Origin of the sequence: Bradyrhizobium sp. Arg816 (genome assembly GCF_029989365.1) — a bacterium.
GTDB lineage: Bacteria > Pseudomonadota > Alphaproteobacteria > Rhizobiales > Xanthobacteraceae > Bradyrhizobium.
The window spans coordinates 340,315-358,829 of sequence record NZ_JAPRAQ010000002.1 but is presented as its reverse complement, the minus strand read 5'-3'; the positions used below and the strand labels follow the sequence as shown (position 1 = coordinate 358,829).

The window sequence follows — 18,515 nt, the reverse complement described above, 5'->3', positions numbered from 1 at the left end:
ATCTGCGAAGTGATGCGTGACGAACCCCTGGAGCTGGAGAGCACGTGAGCGACGTCGTCCGATTTGTCCCGAAATCCGAGCTGGAGCGGGCTCGCCTCATTCGCGAGGCCCGTGCGATCTATGACAGCATCTTTCCGCCGGCCGCACCCGACCGGGTGCCGCAGGAGGGCGAGGAGCGGGTCAAGACCTGATCGGCGCCGCGCCGTTCCGGCGCATGGCCGATAGCAAAACGCCCGCCGGAGCGGGCGCATCGGTTGACGTTGAAAGTGGCCTCAACCGGCCGCGTACCAGCCGTCCGGAAACGGCAGAAGGGGCCAGGCGCCCTCATTGTCATTGGCGGCTTTGGGCGTTGCGGCGTACGACCACGAGCGGGGCACGAATTCCTCCTCCGGCTCGGGCGCGACATCTTGATAGACCATGGCGTCCCGAACGGCATCCAGCAGCAAGTTGAATTCGGCTTCGCTCATCGCACCCTCGCAGAACGCGGATGGCGCAATGTCGCAAAGCCGGTTTGTCACCCGATTGAGCCGATCGTTCGCATTTTAACGATCCGGCGATCGGGCTCTGATTGGTTAGCGATTCCTTAAAATCCCCGCGGAACCGTACGTTCCTCCCGTCCGGCCTCAGTGTGAAAGAGATCACATCCCCCGCGATTTATTTCTCCTACCCCCTTGGCACGACACCGGCCCGGGGGCGGGCGAGGCAGACGGGAGACTTGGTCATGAAGGCAAGGTTCTTGCGGTTTGCGGGTGCGAAAAGCAGGGCGCGCCGCGCCTCGACGGTCGGGCTGTTCCTGGCGCTGTTCGCCACCGCTGCTCAGGCGCAGCAGGGAACGCCGGAGCAGCGCCGGGCCTGCACCCCCGACGTCTACCGGCTCTGCGCCGGCGAGATCCCCAACGTCCGCGCCATCACGGCCTGCTTGCGCCGTAACCGGTCAAGCTTGAGCGAGGCTTGCCGCACCGTTTTCGACCAGGCCGGCGGCTGACATAGCTGCCCTGTGGGTTTGTGCGCAGCAAGTGGCCCGTGCGGTCTCGCGAATCCGGCATAGTCGGCCTGTGGATATGCTGCGGACAGGCTGTGGACGGACGGTGATCTATCGCAGACGCGGAAAGCAGATACGTCATTCAGGCGTCATATCTCCGTCGCGTGATCTCACCGGATGATTCTCTAACCGCGCGAATTCCGCCTGGCCTCGATATCATTTGGTTCTCCCGAATTCGTAAATTACGCATCGCGCCATCCCATGTCGGCGACCACGGGGCGACGCGTGGCCGAATGGAGCGCAGCGCAATGAGGGTATCCGCAGCAGCGTGAGAACGCTGCAGGGCCGGGCGGACGCGAGAGCTTCGGCTTTGATGAAAATTGCAACCGGTACGTGCAAGAAGTCTTGATCGGTGGTGATCTAGAGGTGATAGCCCGCCTTGAACGCGGATCCGAGCCGCCGCGACAAATCCATAGAGTGCCCAAGGATCAGTGGAACGTGATCGCATCTCCTCTTCCTAAAGCACCAAAATGGTGCTTTAGTGCTTTCCATGAGCCCGTCGTCCAAAAACGCGCCATCCGCGCTGCGTTACAGGCTTGCCCCTGACCCGGCCGCCAAGGCCGCCATGGAGGCGACGTTTAGGGCCTATGACCGAATGATGGAGATCCTGGATGAGGTGGCGCGGAGCCATAACGTCGGCTCCAATGTCGTCCTGCTCCATGCCCATGCCTATGAGCCGATCCGGAAAGAAACCGCACTGCCGTCGCGGCTGGTGACGCTGGGCCTGCGCGACCGCGCCGACTATCGCGCCGCGCAGGGCCGCCGCCTGCCGCTCGACGACAAGCTCGCCAAGATCAAGGGCCCCGCCACCATTTCGATTGCGACGGTGGAAGGACGCTTCAGCGTGTCCTTCGACTATGCCGGCTATGCCGAGGGCTGGGGGCAGAGCGCGCCCGCACACCTGATCCGCACCGATGACGGCTTTGAAGTTCACTACGGCGTCACGCCGAACAGTCTGCCAGAGGAGGAGAACGCCATGGATACCATCGCTGCCGCCCCCGACAACTTCCTGTCCCGGGTCGGGCGCCTGATCGCCGGGATCGCCTATGACGCGATCGAGCAGGCGGAAGGCAAGAACAAGCTCAAAGTGGTTGGCCAGGCCATCCGCGAGATCGAGCGCGCGGAGAGCGAAGCCCGCGATGCGCTCGCGGCCGCGCGCGCGGAGGAATACCGTCTCAACGCGCGCCGCACCGAGATCGAGCGCGAGATGACCGATCTCACGCCCAAGATCGAGGGCGCGATCGCGGATAGCCGCGACGATCTCGCCCGCGCCGGCATTGCGCGGCAGATGGACCTGGAGGCGCAGTTCGAGGTGCTTTCCCGGGCCATCGACGAGAATAACGAGAAGATCGAGCAGTGCGTGACGTCGCTGCGCGCCGTGCTGTCAGCATTGCAGGATGCCGAGCAGCGCCGCGCCGATCTCGAACAGAGCGAGGCTCACGCAAGCCATCAGGCCTCGACGTCGCCCCGGAAGTCCGGTGGTGCCTCTGCGGCAGCGAAGGCCTTGCGCGCGGGCAGGGCGGTGGCGCGCGCCACCGGCGTTCCGGCAGCCATCCCGTATTCAAGCGACATCGACGAGCTCAGCACGTTGCATCGCGACAAGGAGATTGCAGCGAGGCTGGCGCGGTTGAAGTCGCGCTCCTGAGTAATGTGTCATGAGCGCTCTGCTCGAACACGTGATGTCGCCGGAGGTCAGGCCGTTCGCGATCGCGGCGGCCATGATCCTCATCGTCGGCTCGATCGAGGTGGTCTCGATGCTGGTCGGGGCCTCGCTCAGCGAGATGCTCGGCACCAACATCGATTTCGGTCACCCCAGCGACAATGGGGTGATCAACGCCATCTCCTGGATCAATGTCGGCGGCGTGCCCCTCTTGATCTTCCTGCTGCTGCTGCTTGGCGCCTTCTCCATCACCGGCTTCCTGATCCAGGACATTGCGCGGATGGTGGCCGGTCCCTTGCCGGCAACGCTCGCCTCGGTCGGAGCGGTCGCCGTCTCGATTCCGCTAGTCCGCGCCGCAAGCAGGGGCATCGCGCGGGTCATCCCCAAGGATGAAAGCTATGCCGTCGGCCTCGGCGATCTCGTCGGCCGCGTCGGCGAGGTCGTGATCGGCCCGCTCGATCAGGGGCCGCCCGGCCGCGTCAGCGTCGCCGACATCCACGGCAACCGCCATTTCGTGTGGGCAGTCGCCGCACCGTCATCATCGCCCCTGTCGCAGGGAACCATGGTCCTGCTGGTCGATCGCGCCGGCACCCGCTTCGTGGCCGTGAAGGCCGACGATGAACTCAAACCGTCCAAACCGCCTCTAAGCAGCTAGCAAATCATTTATCGGAGAAAGTCATGTTCGACATCGCAGTCCCGGCCATGATCGGCGTCGCGCTGATCGTCGTCCTCGGGATCGTCTTTACTATTCTCTACAAGCGCGCCACCCGCGACGAGGCCTTCGTGCGCACCGGCCTCGGCGGCAAGAAGGTCGTGCTCGACGGCGGCGCCATGATCCTGCCGATCTTCCACTCCTACGCCAGCGTCAATCTGAAGACGCTGCGGCTCACCGTCGAGCGCAAGGAGCGGGAGTCCCTGATCACCAAGGACCGCCTGCGCGTCGACATCGTCGCCGAGTTCTACGTGCGCGTCCGTCCTGACGACGAGAGCATCGCGCTCGCGAGCCAGACGCTGGGTGCGCTGACCAATGACGCCGAAGCCCTGCGTAACCAGGTCGAGGCAAAATTCGTCGACGGCCTGCGTTCGGTGGCGGCCACCATGTCCATCCTGGAGTTGCAGGAGAAGCGCAGCGACTTCGTCAAGCATGTGCAGGCGACCGTGGAATCGGACGTCAAATCCAACGGTCTCGAGCTTGAATCGGTGTCGCTGACCAAGCTCGACCAGACCGACGTCAAATTCTTCAACCCGGAGAACTTCTTTGACGCCGAAGGTTTGACCCAGCTCAAGACCGTCACCGAGACGCGCCGGCGCGACCGCAACTCGATCGTGCGCGACAACGAGGTGGCGATTGCGCAAAAGGATCTCGAGGCGCGGCAGCAGACCCTGACCATCGAGCGCACCAAGAAGGAGGCCGAGCTCTCCCAGGAGCGCGACATCGCCAACAAGACCGCGAGCACCCGCGCCGAGGTCGCGACCGCAACCCAGACCGCGCGTCTGACCGAGGAGAACGCCCGCATCGATACCGACCGCGCCGTTGCCGAGAAGGAGGCCGGCGCCAAGCAGGTCAAGGAAACCGCGGTCATCGAGTCGGATCTCGCCATCAACAAACGCAAGACCGACGCGCAGCGCGAAATCCAGATCGCCACGCAGGAGAACGAGATCCAGATCGCGGCCAAGAGCAAACAGACCTCGGAAGCCGTTGCCGACGCCAAGACCGCCGAGGCGCTCGCCGTCTCCGCGGAGGAAAAGGTCGTGACCGCCCGCGCGGTCGAGGTCGCCGACCGTGCCCGTCTCACCCAGGTGCTCGCCGCGCGCACCGAGGCCGAGCGCAAATCGACCGAGCTGATCGTCGCGGCCGAAGCCGAAAAGAAGGCCTCGCTCGATCGCGCCGAGGCCGTCAAGACGCTGGCCACCGCGGAAGCCGAGTCCAACAAGATCAAGGCTGTCGGCGTCAGGAATATCGGTGAGGCCGAAGCCGCGATCATCACGCTCAAGAACGAGGCGCAGAACAAGCTCGGCGCCAATGTCATCGACTTCGAGCTCGCCAAGAAGCGGATCGAGACCATGCCCTCGGCGCTGGCCGAGATGGTCAGGCCGATCGGAAATCTCAAGGACGTCCGCATCCTGCACACTGGCGGCGCGTTCGGCGGCAATGGCACCGGCGGCGGCAATGTCGGCTTCGGCGAAGGGCTTGCGGGCGAGCTCCTCAAGGTGCACGCGCTGCGTCCGATGATCGACGAGATCCTGCGCCAGAGCGGGTTTGCGCCGGGTGAGGATCCCGTGAAAGCGCTGGTCGGCGCCGTGACGGGAAAGAGCAACGGCGCCGCAGTGCCGGCGCCCGCGCCGGAGAAAACAAACACCGCCGATCTATGAACGCCGGTTCATTGCTGCGGAGAATTCGAAGCGATAAGAACTGGCTCGTTGCGCGTCTCGCGTCGCGCAACGAGCCGGAGTGCGCATCGATCGCGTGTTGAGCCGTTCGATCGCGCTCCGGACGAATCTCTTGAGGTAACGCCATTTGTTGCCGCGGCGCCTGCGCGGATCGACGTCAGGCACCGGAGCCTGTTTCGATCGGGGGAATTTCACATGAAGTATTTTCTGTCCGGACTGATCGCGATCGGTCTTGCGATCGCCGCTACGCCGTCGTTCGCGGCTGACGCCCGCAACGTCACCGTCGTCAACGAGACCGGCTATGCCATCAAATTCCTGGGCTTCAACGCACCGGACGACGGCCTGGACGAATGGGAGAACGAGCTCGACAAGGTTTTGCAGAACCAGGCGAGCACCTATGTCGAGTTCGAGGAGGACGACGAGGGATGTGTCTGGAACATCCGCGTCGACTGGCAGAACTATGACGAGTCCGTCCTGTGGAAGAACGTCAACCTCTGCAAGTTCACCGCGCTTCGGCTGCGCTACGACTCCGGAACCAAGACCACGTCCTTCGTCGCCGAATAGTTTGACCTGACGTGAGCCCGGGGAGGGGCGGCGGCCCTTCCTCGGCGCATTGTGCAAGATCGCGAATTCGTCCTTTGCAAGCGCAAGCGGCTTTGTTATACGCAGCCGCGCGCGAACGACTGGTTCGCCCTTTCCTCGGTAGCTCAGCGGTAGAGCATCCGACTGTTAATCGGATGGTCGCTGGTTCGAATCCAGCCCGGGGAGCCAAAATCCAGCAAATTCAAAGCCTTACCTGCGTTGCAATTACGCAACACGGCCCGCGGCCGCCGGTGCACGGCTGTGCAGTCGGCCGGTGGAGAGGGAATCGGTCGGACCATAGCCGTCCCCCAGCACAACCGAACCAGGCGCCTATAATTCATGCTCAGAGGGTTGAACCCTCAGGCGAGGGACAGTTCGTCCTCCCAGGGTCTGCGACGGACGTTCCCCGAACATCGCATGGTAATACTGCGAGAACCGCCCGAGCTCGTAGAAGCCCTGCTGCATGGCGACAGCGGCCACGGTCGTCGAGCCCGGAACGCTCTCATGCAGAATGGAATGAACCGCACACAGCCGCTTGTGCCTGAGGAAGCTGACCGGGCCCAAGCCGAACACCTCCTGGAACGCGCGATGGAGGGTGCGGCGCGACACCCCGAGAGCGGCGCAGATCTCCGAGACATGCACCGGGCGCGTGCCGGCCTCGTCGAGATACTCCTCGACCCGGCGGATCAGCCGCCTTGCCGAAGGCAGCCAGCCGGTGTCGTCGGGCGGTAGCGACGACATCACGTTGGCCGCCATGCATTCGACGATCGATCGCTTCCAGAAATCGGCGGTCGAGGGCGTCAGGCCGCTCCGGTAGGTGCGCAGATGTGACATGATCCGGACCAGACGATGTGCGGCGATCGCTCCGCTATCGGGGGCCGCCCGGAAATGGTCGCGCCTGCGCCAGGTGTCGGGATTGCTCAGCCTCGCTTCGTCGCCGAACAGCGATGCGACCTCGTTGATGTCGAAGCGCATGGCGGCGTAAGCGGATGCACCGTGAAAGATTCCGTCATGCTCGAGCAGCGGCGGAATCACGAGCACGTCGTTGAGGCGCATGTCGAAAGACCAGTGGGTGACACGCTCTTCGGCCGCGAGCAGCATCCCGATGATCAGCTTGTCGTCGCTGGAGACACGCTGCGTACGCATGCCGACGCTGAAGGTGCCGATGCTGAGCGAGAAATCGCCGATGCCGACATGGGACAGCGATCCGCGCAATCGCCCGCGCCCCAGCTGCATGACATCGACGTGCGAGCCGTGAACGGCCTGGTGAAGACCTTCGAAGCCGTCGAGCTTACGCGAATCAACCAGAAGGAATTGGCCCATGGCTCCACCCTGTTACGCAAGCGCGACAATTCTGCGGCAGGTGGCAGCGAAACACCACTACAACGCGAAGTGGGTACGACAGTCCGAGTTCGCGCTTTGAGGTAAATTATCGCAGAATTTGACGCGAGCTGTGCGCCACATGACGCTGTGGATTGAGGAATTTGCGACATGTGTCGTTAAGCCTCACCGATCGGCAGGACGTACTGGCACAAACTGCACATCACGGGCATCCAATCTTCGGATACCATTTTCAACCTAGGCGATATCGGTGACAACAGCTCTGCGAACCTGCGGGGTGGGTCAGGCGGTATGTTATTGCCGCTCGCTCGAACGGTGTACGCAAAAGAGGGAGAGATGCTGACGCAAGTCTACGACACCCATCTCGCACCCTCGGCGCCAAGAAGAGGGGACCAGACAATGCGTCCAGAATGCCGGGCAATGTGCTCTCGTCGACGCCTGCTGAAATCCGCGCCATAGTATCGGGTGGAATACTCGTATCGGAGTTTCCACGATGCTGCGGGCGGATACGGATCACTGCGAGTGGTTGCCGGACGACGTGAAGACCGGCGAGATGGTCTTCATTCCCGGCGGGACCTTCCGTATGGGATCCGACCATCATTATCCCGAGGAGGCGCCGAGCCACCGCGTCTCCGTCGACGGTTTCTGGATCGACCGCACCTCCGTCACCAACCGGCAGTTCAAGCAATTCGTCAACGCGACCGGCCACGTCACCGAGGCGCAGATCGTTCCCGACCCCAAGGACTATCCTGGCGCGCTGAAGGAGATGCTCTACGCAGGCTCGCTGGTGTTCTCGCCGCTGCCGCGCATCACCGACCTCACCGACTGGAGCCAATGGTGGTCCTTCATGCGCGGCGCCAACTGGCGTCATCCTTACGGCCCCGGCAGCAACATCAAGGGCCTCGACGACCATCCGGTCGTGCACGTCTCCTATAGCGATGCCGCAGCCTATGCCCGCTGGGCCGGCAAGGAGCTGCCGACGGAAGCGGAATGGGAGTTCGCCGCGCGCGGCGGCCTCGACGGCGAGGAGTTCGCCTGGGGCGATGCGCTGATGCCCGGCGGCAAGCACATGGCCAACATCTGGCAGGGCAATTTCCCCGTCCAGAATCTCGGCGAGGATGGGTTCGAGCGTACTTCGCCGGTGATGGCCTTCCCGCCGAACGGCTACGGCCTCCACGACATGATCGGCAATGTCTGGGAGTGGACCTCGGACTGGTGGTCGGCGCGGCACGCCGCCGAGGCTGCGAAGCCTTGCTGCATTCCCAGAAATCCGCGCGGCGGCCGCGAGGAGGCGAGCTTTGATCCATGTCAACCCGACATCCGCATCCCGCGCAAAGTCTTGAAGGGTGGCTCGCATCTCTGTGCGCCGAACTACTGCCGCCGCTACCGCCCAGCCGCGCGCCACGCCGAGCCGATCGACACCTCGACCAGCCATGTCGGATTCAGGTGCGTGGTGCGGTCACCCGAGTCTCCACTATCGTAAAGGGCCTTCGGCCACGTAGGGAATGTCACATGAGCCACGACGTCAAAGACAAGGCCGACGCCAAAGCAAATCCGATCGACAGCGGTCGGAGACCGCTGCTTCGTGGTCTGTTCGCAGCGGCCCTGATCGCGACGAGCCTGTCCCCCCTTGTCAGATCGCCCGCAGTTGCTCAGCAGCCCAGTACGGCAAAGCCCAACATCCTCGTCATCTTTGGTGACGACATCGGCCAGTCCAACATCAGCGCCTATACGCGCGGGGTCGTGGGTTACAAGACGCCGAACATTGATCGTATCGCTAATGAAGGGATGATGTTCACCGACTACTATGCGGAGAACAGTTGCACGGCCGGCCGCTCCACGTTCATCACCGGACAGGTCTGCTTGCGCACTGGCTTATGCAAGGTCGGTATCCCCGGCGCGCCAGTTGGCTTGCAAGATCGCGACGTGACCATCGCGCAGGCGCTCAAGCCGCTCGGCTACGCGACCGGTCAATTCGGCAAGAACCATCTCGGCGATCGGGACGAGTATCTCCCCACCAAGCACGGCTTTGACGAGTTCTTCGGCAACCTCTACCACCTCAATGCCGAGGAGGAGCCGGAGCGCCCGTATTATCCCAAGAACGATACCACGTTCACCAAGAGCAACAGCCCGCGCGGCGTGCTCAAGGCATCCGCCGACGGGAAGATCGAGGACACCGGTCCGCTCAATAGAAAGCGGATGGAGACGGTCGACGACGAGACGACGGCGGCCGCGATTGACTTCATGCAGCGGCAGGCGAGGGCGAATAAGCCGTTCTTCACCTGGATGAACACGACCCGCATGCACGCCTTCACCCATGTGCGTGCGTCCATGCAGGGACAGAGCGGCATGCCTGGCAACGATTATGCGGACGGCATGATCGAGCATGACGGGGATGTCGGCAAGCTCTTGAAGACGCTCGACGAGCTCGGCATCGCCAACAATACGATTGTCGTCTACACCACCGACAACGGCCCGAACCAATGGTCTTGGCCGGATGCCGCAACGACACCGTTCCGCAGCGAAAAGGACACCAACTGGGAAGGCGCATTCCGTGTGCCGGCCATGGTTCGTTGGCCCGGCCGCATCAAGGCCGGCGACGTCTCCAACGAGATGATGTCGGGTCTTGATTGGTTCCCGACCCTGCTGGCTGCAGCCGGCGATACCGACATCAAGGACCGGCTGCTGAAGGGAACGAGCCTCAATGGCAAGTCCGCCAAGGTGCATCTCGATGGATACAACCAATTGCCGCTACTGACGGGGCAGGGCAAGTCGGCTCGCAACGATTTCTACTATCTCAATGATGATGGCGAAGTCGTTGCCTATCGCTACGGCGACTTCAAGATCGTGTTCTGCGAGCAGCGCAAGCCCGGCGGATTCGAAGTCTGGGCCAATCCGTTCACCTGTCTGCGGGCGCCGAAGGTCTTCAACCTGCGGATGGACCCGTTCGAGCGGGCCGACGTGGTCTCCGACCAGTACTACGACTGGCTCGCCAAGAATGCTTATCTGATCCAGTACGGTACCTGGCGGGTGGCGCCGTTTCTCCAGACCTTCAAGGACTATCCGCCGAGCCAGCGCTCCGCGAGCTTCAGCATCGACCAGATGGTCGAGGGGCTGATGAAAACGCTCGACAAGACGGCACCGAAATAGCGCGACAAGCACATGAGCCCCGCTGAGTCAGGCGGCAGGGCTCCTTCTTATCGACAGCAACGCCGATCTTCGCATGAACCAGTTGAAAGCTGTGACAGAGCCAAAATCCTCCAAGAGCTCGCCCGCCCGCGACGCCGTGTTGGAACTGAAGTCACGGATCGGAAAGTCCGTACTGGGGCAGGATCATCTGGTCGAGAGCATGCTGATTGGCCTCCTGGCCAACGGTAATCTGCTCATTGAGAGTCTCCCGGGGCTGGCCAAGACCCGCGCGGTCAAGACGCTGGCGAAGAACCTCGCCGCCGATCTGTCGCGCGTGCAGTTCACGCCCGACCTACTGCCGTCGGACGTGACTGGCGCCGAGATCTACGTCCAGACCGACAAGGGCGGCCAGTTTCAGTTCCAGAAGGGACCGATCTTCGCCAACCTTGTGCTGGCTGACGAGATCAACCGCGCTCCGGCGAAGGTGCAGTCCGCGCTGCTAGAGGCCATGGAGGAGCGCCAGGTCACGGTTGCCGGCAAGACCTACAAGATGCCGGACCTGTTCATGGTGCTCGCGACCGAGAACCCGATCGAGCAGGAAGGCACCTATTCGCTTCCCGAAGCGCAGCTCGACCGTTTCCTGATGCATGTCGTCATCACCTATCCCGACGAGGCATCCGAAGGCGAGATCATCCGGCTCAATCGCGCCGAGAACGCGCAAGCACCGAACGACCACAACTCGGTGCCGCCGCCGATCCCGCAACAGGCGATCCTGGACGCACGTGGTGAGATCGACGGCATCTTCGTCTCGGACCTCGTTCAGAAGTACATTGTCGACGCGATCTACGCGACGCGCTTTCCCGGGCGCTATGGCGAACCGCTGAGCAAATGGATCCAGGTCGGCGCCAGCCCGCGCGGCAGCCTGGCGCTCGATCGTTGCGCGCGAACTCGCGCCTGGCTCGATGAATACGATTTCGTGACGCCCGACCACGTGCGCGCGGTGATCCACGACTGCCTGCGCCACCGGATCATCCTCAGCTACGAGGCAGTTTCGCAGGGCGTTACGCCCGATCAGGTGATCGACAAGATGACCGAGCTGGTTGCAGCAGCCTGAGGCCGTCATGACCGAGACATCAGCCAATATGCCAGGTGTCTATGTCGGTCTTCACGAATTGATCGCGCTCGAACATCGCGGACGCAAGGTCTCCTTCCTTCCGCGCCAACCCGTGCATAGCCTTTTGTCCGGCCGCTTTGCGTCCCGCATGCGGGGCCGGGGCCTGAACTTCGAGGAGATCAGGGACTATCGTCCCGGCGACGACGTCCGCTCGATCGACTGGAAGGTGACGGCGCGCCTGCGCAAGCCCCATATCCGGGTGTTCAACGAGGAGCGCGACAGGCAGACGATCCTGGTGGTGGACCAGCGCCTGTCGATGTTCTTCGGCAGCCGGCATGCGATGAAATCGGTGACGGCGGCCGAGGCCGCAGCGATCGGGGCGTGGCGGGTGCTAGGCGTCGGCGATCGCGTCGGCGCCGTCGTGTTCAACGATCGAGACTTCATCGAGGTGAGGGCGCGTCGTAGCAGGGCGACCGTGCTCCAGATCCTCGCGGCCGTCGTCACGCAGAACCAAGCGCTCGGCGTCGGGCGCGGTCTAGTGTCCGCGCCGACGATGCTCAACACAGCGCTCGATCATGCAAGGCGTCGGGCACCGCACGATGCCGCCGTGATCATCATCAGCGATTTCGACGGCGCGGACGCTGCAACGCGCGATATGGTCGCCGCGCTGGCGCGGCACAATGATGTCGTCGCTGCGATGGTCCATGATCCCCTACAAAGCGATCTGCCACCGTCAGCCAGTATGACCGTGACCGATGGCGAGTTGCAGATCAGGCTCGATGTCGGCCGCGACAGTGTCCGCAAGAGCGTATCGCAGCTCACTCGGGACCGCCTGAAGGGCATCTTCGACTGGACGCGCGAGCTCGGCATTCCCGTGCTGCCGCTGAGCGCGGCGGAGGACACCGCTGCGCAGCTTCGGCGTCTTCTTGGTGGTTTGCCAGCCGGTCGTGGCCGCGCGGCCCCGCATAACCAGACGGAGGCGGCCCTTGGCTGAGGCTACATCCGTGACTTCCGACCCGGTGGCCGGCCTGATCGACTTCCCGCTGCCGCGCGAGGTCAGCCTCTGGCCACAGACCTGGGAGGCGAGGCTTGCGATCGCCCTGCTGCTCGCGGCCATCTGCGCTACCGTGTGGCGCGTGGCGCATCTGCGCCGTGTCAACCGCTATCGCCGCGAAGCACTCGCGGAGCTTGATAGCATCGAGCATGCGCGAAATTCGGTGCCGTCGGAGCTGTTGTCGAAGCTGACCTTGCTGGTGCGGCGCACGGCGCTCGCGGCCTTTCCGCGCGAGCGAGTGGCGCCACTGGTCGGGCCGGCATGGCTGGCCTTCCTCGATCGCAGCTATGGAGGCGAGGAGTTTTCTCACGGCGTGGGCCAGCTGCTCGCGAGTGGTCCTTATCGGCAGATTCCGCCCGATGGCGCCGAGCTGCAATCGCTGGTCCGTCTCGTGCGCCGCTGGATCAGGGGGCATCATGCTTGAATTCGCCTGGCCATGGTTGCTTCTGCTGTTGCCGCTGCCAGTCCTGGCGTGGTGGCTGCTGCCGCCATACCGGGCGCGACAGGCGTCGATCCAGGTGCCGTTCTTCGACAGGCTGGCGGTGGCAACCGGACAGACGCCACAGCGGGGCGCAGTCGTTGTCGAACGCCGCGCTGTCCAGATGGTCGCGGCAGTCGCCATCTGGACGCTGCTGGTCGTGGCGCTTGCCCGGCCGCAATGGGTCGGCGATGCCGTGACGCGTGAGGTCTCCGCGCGCGATCTGATCCTCGCGATTGACATCTCGGGATCGATGGACCAGCGCGACTTCAAGGCGCCGGACGGCACGACGCTCTCCCGTCTCGACGGCGTCAAGCGCGTGGTCAAAGACTTCATCGCCCGCCGCAAGGGCGACCGTGTCGCCCTGATCCTGTTCGGCACGAAGGCCTACGTGCAGGTGCCCTTCACGCAAGATATCTCGACAGCGCAGCAATTGCTCGATCAGGCAGGGGTCGGCATGGCCGGGCAGCAGACGGCGATTGGCGACACTATCGGGCTCGCCATCAAGACGTTTGCGGCCAGCGCGACGAAGCAGAAACTCATGATCCTGCTGACCGACGGCAACGATACGGCGAGCCGGGTACCGCCCGCGCACGCCGCCGATATTGCCCATCAGAACGATGTCACGGTCTACACGATCGGCGTCGGCGATCCCACTGCCTCGGGTGAGAACCGCGTCGACCTTGGCGTCTTGCAGCATGTCGCAGACACCACCGGAGGGCATTTCTTCCGCGCCGAGAATGGTGCGCAGTTGCAGGCGATCTATGCCGATATCGACCGCCTCGCGCCGGCCAAGCTTCAGACCTTGTCCTGGCGACCGAAGCTGCTGCTGTTTCAATGGCCACTTGGCGGGGCTGTCGCAATTGGTCTGCTTTTGTGGCTCGCGCTCTTGCTCAGCAGCGGATGGCACCGGATGCGGGGCGTCGGCAATGCGTGATGCAGCCGCGATGTCCTTCCATCTTCTGCGCCCGCTCTGGCTGCTCGCGCTGATCCCGTTCGCTGTCGTGTTTGCGGTACTGCTTCGCCGGCAGGATGTGCGCGCTCAATGGGGCGGCGTGATCGCTCCGCATCTGCTGACGCATCTCATCGTGCGACCGGAACGAGGGCGCCAAATCAACCCGCTCTATCTAGTGGCGGCCGGCATGATGCTTGGCATCATCGGTCTATCCGGACCGACATGGCGCCGTGAGCTTCCGCCCTTTGTCGAGGACAAGGCGCCGTTGATGATTGCGCTCGCAGTCGGATCGTCGATGAACGAGACCGATGTGGCACCCTCGCGCCTCGAACGTGCAAAACAGAAGATCAGGGATCTACTCGTGGCACGCGCTGGCGCCAGGACCGGGCTTGTGGCCTTTGCGGGTACCGCGCATCTGGTGATGCCGCCGACCGACGACCGCTCCGTGATCGAGCCTTTTCTGGCGGCGCTTGAACCGGGGTTGATGCCGGCAGATGGCAAGAACGTCGCGGTTGCCGTCGCGTTGGCGGCGGACGCCCTGGCGGCCGAACCGGTCCCCGGAACGGTCCTGCTGGTCGCGGACGATCTCGGGACCGCGGATGCGGCCACGGTCCGGCAGGCGGCCGGCCGCAATGGTCTCGTCATATTCGCGGTCAGCCCAGACACATCGGCGCTGCCGGCCGGCGCGGACGTCATCCGGGTCAGTATCGACGGCTCGGACATCGTACGACTGGAGCGCCGGATCGAGACGCGTTTCCAGGCCGCCCAGGGCGATACGTTCGGCACGCAATGGCGGGATGAAGGCTATTGGCTGCTGCCGCCGCTGGCGCTGTTAAGTCTGCTCTGGTTCCGGCGCGGTACGACAGTGGCGTGGGTCCTGGCTCTCTTCATCGTGACGCACGCCAGCGCCTCGAGAGCCGAGGAGTCGTCGCGCTTCGCCAATCTGTGGCTGACGCCGGATCAGCAGGGACGGCTTGCATTTGACCGCGGCGACTATGCCGCTGCGAAAACAATATTCACCGATCCGATGTGGCGCGGCATCTCGGCCTACCGCGCGTACGATTTTCTCGTCGCTGCGGAGGAATTCTCGCGCGTTGAGACTCTGGAGGGACAATTCGCGCTGGGCAACGCGCAAGCGCAGAACCACGCTTATGAGAAAGCACTCAAGACCTATGACGAGGTTCTCAAAGCGCAGCCGGGCAACGTCGCGGTGAAGACAAACCGCGCCATAGTTCAGGCGGCTCTGGATGCGCGCGAAGCCAAACGCCGCAAGCAGGAGCAGGATGACCCTGCGCCGCCGGATGAGAATGCCGACGAAATGCGCGTCGATCCCAATCAGAAAGGCGGCAAGAAGATCACGGTTACACCGCAGGATGTCACCACCGCCGGCGCCGCCGAAGCCTGGATGCGCCAGGTCCAGACCTCGCCCGAGGATTTCCTCAAACTCAAATTTGCGATCCAGGCAGCCACTCCGGTTCAGGGGAGGGCGTCGCAATGAGAATTTGGATCGGCTTCATCGCGTTGCTGCTCGGCGGCATGCCGCCGCCACAGGCCGCGTATGCTCAGCAATCGGTGGCACTCGCGCCGATTGTGCAGGTGACGATCGCTCCCCAGCGAGTGGTGGTCGGACAGAAGATCACGCTGAGTGTCCTGGTCCTCGCGCCAAACTACATGACGTCGCCGCCCGAACTGCCGGATTTTCAGGTACGCAACGCGGTGACGCGGCAATTGCAGAGCGTCAATACCAGCGAGCAGCGGGATGGCCTGCCTTATGCCGGCGTGCGCTTCGAATATGCGATCTCGCCGCAGGAGCCGGGCTCCTACGCCGTCGCCGGCCAGAGCGTCAGGATCATATATGCGGCCGAGCCACCAGCCGCGCGTGAGGTGGCTCTCGCGCTGCCACATGTATCGTTCGAAGCATTCATTCCGGGCGCGGCGAGCGCGCTTCGCCCGTTCGTATCGGCCAACAGCCTGACCGCCGAGCAGGACGTCAAGCGTTCGTCCGACCCGCTCAAGGCCGGTGACGCCGTGACGCGAACCATCACGATCCGGGCGGAAGGCACGCCGGCGATGCTGCTGCCGCCTCAGCAATTCCCGTCTGTCGATGGCTTGAAGCTTTATCCGGCGCAGCCGACACTCGAGGACAAGGTCGACGGGCGCTCCGACGTCATGACGTCGACCCGCGTCGATTCCGCAACGTATATGGTGGAGCGGGCAGGTGACTATTCGCTGCCGTCCGTCGATATCGGTTGGTGGAATGTCGGTAGCGGCAAGGTCGAGCAGGCTCGCCTCGAGGCCGTGCCTCTCAAGGGAATCTTGACCTCGGCGGCGACAGATTCGGCTTCCTTGAGCCGATCGGGCCAGGGGTGGATGTGGGATAGCGTCGTCGACTTTATCGTCGACAACTGGATGACAGTGCTGCTCCTGGCGGCCATTGCCGCGGGGGTCGCTTGGTTTGCGCCTCGTGTCGCACGCCGCGTCGCAGCCGGTCTTCATCGTCGGCACCAGGCTTATCTTCAGTCGGAGGCGTTTGCTTTCAGCCGGCTGCGCCGCGCGATCCGCCATCGCGACGCAAAGGTGTCTTATTACGCACTCCTTGAATGGCTGTCGCATCTCAACGCGACGCAGCCTCCAATCACGGCCGGAGCTTTCAAGGCCATCGCACGCGATCCGGAGCTCGACCGCCAGCTTGATGCGATCGAGAGCGAGTTGTTCGGAAATCGGCACAATCTGGCTCATTGGTCGCCACGCCGGCTGCTGCACCAATTGGTCGCCGCCCGCCGTAGGCTTCGCCCGCGCGTCAGAAGCCGGGCCACGACAGGCCTGCCCCCGCGTTTAAACCCGCTCGGGACCCCGAAGGTCGCCGCGTATCGAAAGCCCGCGAGGTAAGCAAAACACAGGAGGTCACTCAGACGGAACGGACGATCTAGATTCGCCCTCATCCACGACAACCAAGATCGAATAAATCAGGGAGCGTCGAATGACCAACGAGACGAAGAAGCAGGATAATGCCGTTGCCGATTCCGCCCGTGGCGACCATGCGGCGATTCATCGCCGCGCCGTGCTGCTTGGCACATCGTCGATCGTCGCAACAGCAGCGCTGACATCGCAGGCGCTGGCACAGGCTCAGAAGGCAGCCCCTTCGGCGGCGCCGGCTGCGGGCCGCAAGCCCAACATTCTCGTCATTTTCGGCGACGACATCGGCATTCCCCAGATCAGCGCCTATACCATGGGAATGATGGGCTATCGCACGCCCAACATCGACCGCATCGCGCGCGAAGGAGCCATCTTCACCGACTCCTACGGTCAGCAAAGCTGCACCGCCGGCCGCGCCTCGTTCATCCTGGGCCAGGAGCCGTTCCGGACCGGCCTCCTCACCATCGGCATGCCCGGCGATCCCCATGGCATTCAGGATTGGATGCCGACGATCGCCGACGTGATGAAGACGCAGGGCTACGCCACTGGCCAGTTTGGCAAGAACCATCTCGGCGACCGCGACGAGCATCTACCAACCAAGCACGGCTTCGACGAATTCTTCGGCAATCTCTATCACCTCAATGCGGAGGAGGAGCCGGAAGGCTACTTCTATCCGAAGGATCCCAACTTCCGGAAGCAGTTCGGGCCGCGGGGCGTGATCAAATCAACCGCGGACGGAAAGATCGAGGACACGGGACCTCTGAACACCGCGCGAATGCCGACGGTTGACGAGGAGTTCCTGGGCGCCGCCAAGGACTTCATTGGCCGGCAGGCAAGGGCGGACAAACCGTTCTTCGTCTGGTTCAATTCGACCCGAATGCACGTCTTCACGCATCTCAAGAAGGAGTCGCTCGGCAAGACCGGCAAGGGCATCCATGCCGACGGCATGGTGGAACATGATGGCATGGTAGGCGAGCTGCTTAAGCAACTCGACGACCTCGGCATCGCCGACAACACCATCGTCCTCTACACCACCGACAACGGCGCCGAGCTTGCTCTGTGGCCCGACGGCGCGCAAACGCCTTTCCATGGAGAAAAGGGCACCACCTGGGAAGGTGGCATGCGCATTCCGATGATGGTGCGGTGGCCGGGCGTCGTGCAACCCGGCACCCAGTACAACGAGATCATCTCGCTGATCGATTGGTTCCCCACGCTCTGTGCCGCAGCCGGAATCCCAGACATCAAGGAGAAGATGAAGGCGGGATTCACCGCCAGCGGGAAAAGCTTCAAGGTTCATCTCGACGGCTATAACTTCCTGCCCTTTTTCAAGGGTGAGACAACGACGCCGCCGCGGGATTCGCTCTACTACTTCGATCAGGGCGGCAATCTCAACGCCATCAGGTGGAACGATTGGAAGCTGAGCTTTGCAATAGCTTCCAAGGGAAACATCGCAACTGCGACCCGCGAAGTGCCCTCATGGGCTCTGATCGCAAACTTGCGCATGGATCCTTACGAGCGAGGCATGGAGGAAGGCGGAGGAGCCATCCAGTTCCTGGCTCAGAATATGTGGCTGATTGTGCCCGTTCAAGGGAAGATCAAGGAGTTTTTCGCCGACTTCAACGACTTCCCCTTCCAGGAGGGCAGCTCGCTGAATGCGAGCGGCATCAATTACGGCTTGCTCCGACAGCAGGCGGCTTTGAAGCGGCTTGGTGAGATCGAACGCCTGAAGCCACAGTAACGGGAGCGTCACGAACGACAGCGCGGCGAAGACAGCAAGCACCGACTTCGTCGCGCATGTCACAACGTGGTGCGGGATCGCGTTCGACCGCGGGAGGACGGGGCATCGCAACGAC

At 63.3% G+C, this 18,515-nt stretch carries 17 protein-coding genes and 1 tRNA gene; 16 read left to right on the top strand and 2 right to left on the bottom strand.

Annotated features, from left to right (window positions below; genetic code table 11):
- Window positions 1–44 precede the first annotated feature (44 nt).
- Window positions 45–191, top strand: a complete 147-nt coding sequence (locus OWC48_RS06795) for a hypothetical protein (RefSeq protein ID WP_282519273.1) — start codon at window positions 45–47, stop codon at window positions 189–191.
- An 81-nt stretch (window positions 192–272) separates the two neighbouring features.
- Here OWC48_RS06795 and OWC48_RS06790 read toward each other — a convergent pair whose 3' ends face one another.
- Window positions 273–467, bottom strand: coding sequence for a hypothetical protein (locus OWC48_RS06790; RefSeq protein ID WP_282519272.1), 195 nt, complete (start codon window positions 465–467; stop codon window positions 273–275).
- Between the two features lie 254 nt (window positions 468–721).
- Between OWC48_RS06790 and OWC48_RS06785 the strand changes: the two genes are divergently transcribed.
- The 6 genes from OWC48_RS06785 (at window position 722) to OWC48_RS06760 (ending at window position 5,864) form a co-directional block, all read left to right on the top strand.
- Window positions 722–985, top strand: a complete 264-nt coding sequence (locus tag OWC48_RS06785; RefSeq protein ID WP_282519271.1) for a hypothetical protein — start codon at window positions 722–724, stop codon at window positions 983–985.
- 538 nt (window positions 986–1,523) lie between these two features.
- Window positions 1,524–2,687, top strand: coding sequence for a PspA/IM30 family protein (locus tag OWC48_RS06780; RefSeq protein WP_282519270.1), 1,164 nt, complete (start codon window positions 1,524–1,526; stop codon window positions 2,685–2,687).
- A 10-nt stretch (window positions 2,688–2,697) separates the two neighbouring features.
- Window positions 2,698–3,357 (top strand): OB-fold-containig protein, encoded by a 660-nt coding sequence (locus tag OWC48_RS06775; protein WP_282519269.1) that lies wholly within the window; start codon window positions 2,698–2,700, stop codon window positions 3,355–3,357.
- 23 nt (window positions 3,358–3,380) lie between these two features.
- On the top strand, window positions 3,381–5,075 hold the full coding sequence (locus OWC48_RS06770) for a flotillin family protein (protein WP_282519268.1): 1,695 nt from the start codon (window positions 3,381–3,383) through the stop codon (window positions 5,073–5,075).
- Between the two features lie 213 nt (window positions 5,076–5,288).
- On the top strand, window positions 5,289–5,657 hold the full coding sequence (locus tag OWC48_RS06765) for a hypothetical protein (RefSeq protein WP_282519267.1): 369 nt from the start codon (window positions 5,289–5,291) through the stop codon (window positions 5,655–5,657).
- A gap of 132 nt (window positions 5,658–5,789) precedes the next feature.
- A tRNA-Asn gene (locus tag OWC48_RS06760) sits at window positions 5,790–5,864 on the top strand.
- 141 nt (window positions 5,865–6,005) lie between these two features.
- Here OWC48_RS06760 and OWC48_RS06755 read toward each other — a convergent pair.
- Window positions 6,006–6,998, bottom strand: coding sequence for a helix-turn-helix domain-containing protein (locus OWC48_RS06755; RefSeq protein ID WP_282519266.1), 993 nt, complete (start codon window positions 6,996–6,998; stop codon window positions 6,006–6,008).
- A 511-nt stretch (window positions 6,999–7,509) separates the two neighbouring features.
- On the opposite strand from OWC48_RS06755, the gene OWC48_RS06750 reads away from it, so the two are divergent.
- The 9 genes from OWC48_RS06750 to OWC48_RS06710 all read left to right on the top strand — a co-directional run bounded on the left by OWC48_RS06750 (window position 7,510) and on the right by OWC48_RS06710 (window position 18,400).
- Window positions 7,510–8,499, top strand: coding sequence for a formylglycine-generating enzyme family protein (locus OWC48_RS06750; protein WP_282519265.1), 990 nt, complete (start codon window positions 7,510–7,512; stop codon window positions 8,497–8,499).
- 29 nt (window positions 8,500–8,528) lie between these two features.
- The gene (locus OWC48_RS06745) at window positions 8,529–10,166 is read left to right on the top strand and encodes an arylsulfatase (RefSeq protein WP_282519264.1); all 1,638 of its coding nucleotides are present in this window, start codon (window positions 8,529–8,531) and stop codon (window positions 10,164–10,166) included.
- A gap of 73 nt (window positions 10,167–10,239) precedes the next feature.
- Entirely contained in the window at window positions 10,240–11,259 is a 1,020-nt protein-coding gene (locus OWC48_RS06740) for a MoxR family ATPase (protein WP_282519263.1), read from the top strand.
- Window positions 11,260–11,266: 7 nt separating this feature from the next.
- The gene (locus OWC48_RS06735) at window positions 11,267–12,253 is read left to right on the top strand and encodes a DUF58 domain-containing protein (RefSeq protein WP_282519262.1); all 987 of its coding nucleotides are present in this window, start codon (window positions 11,267–11,269) and stop codon (window positions 12,251–12,253) included.
- Window positions 12,246–12,737 carry a DUF4381 domain-containing protein gene (locus OWC48_RS06730; protein WP_282519261.1) on the top strand — a complete coding sequence of 164 codons (492 nt, stop codon included), beginning with the start codon at window positions 12,246–12,248 and terminating at the stop codon, window positions 12,735–12,737. Before OWC48_RS06735 ends, OWC48_RS06730 begins: the two co-directional genes overlap by 8 nt.
- Window positions 12,730–13,728, top strand: a complete 999-nt coding sequence (locus OWC48_RS06725) for a VWA domain-containing protein (protein ID WP_282519260.1) — start codon at window positions 12,730–12,732, stop codon at window positions 13,726–13,728. The genes OWC48_RS06730 and OWC48_RS06725 overlap by 8 nt, the downstream gene beginning before the upstream one ends.
- Entirely contained in the window at window positions 13,637–15,244 is a 1,608-nt protein-coding gene (locus tag OWC48_RS06720) for a VWA domain-containing protein (RefSeq protein ID WP_282519259.1), read from the top strand. The genes OWC48_RS06725 and OWC48_RS06720 overlap by 92 nt, the downstream gene beginning before the upstream one ends.
- A complete protein-coding gene (locus OWC48_RS06715; RefSeq protein ID WP_282519258.1) occupies window positions 15,241–16,635 on the top strand; it encodes a BatD family protein in 1,395 nt (464 codons plus the stop codon). The genes OWC48_RS06720 and OWC48_RS06715 overlap by 4 nt, the downstream gene beginning before the upstream one ends.
- A 91-nt stretch (window positions 16,636–16,726) precedes the next feature.
- Window positions 16,727–18,400 (top strand): arylsulfatase, encoded by a 1,674-nt coding sequence (locus OWC48_RS06710; protein WP_282519257.1) that lies wholly within the window; start codon window positions 16,727–16,729, stop codon window positions 18,398–18,400.
- Window positions 18,401–18,515: the final 115 nt, after the last annotated feature.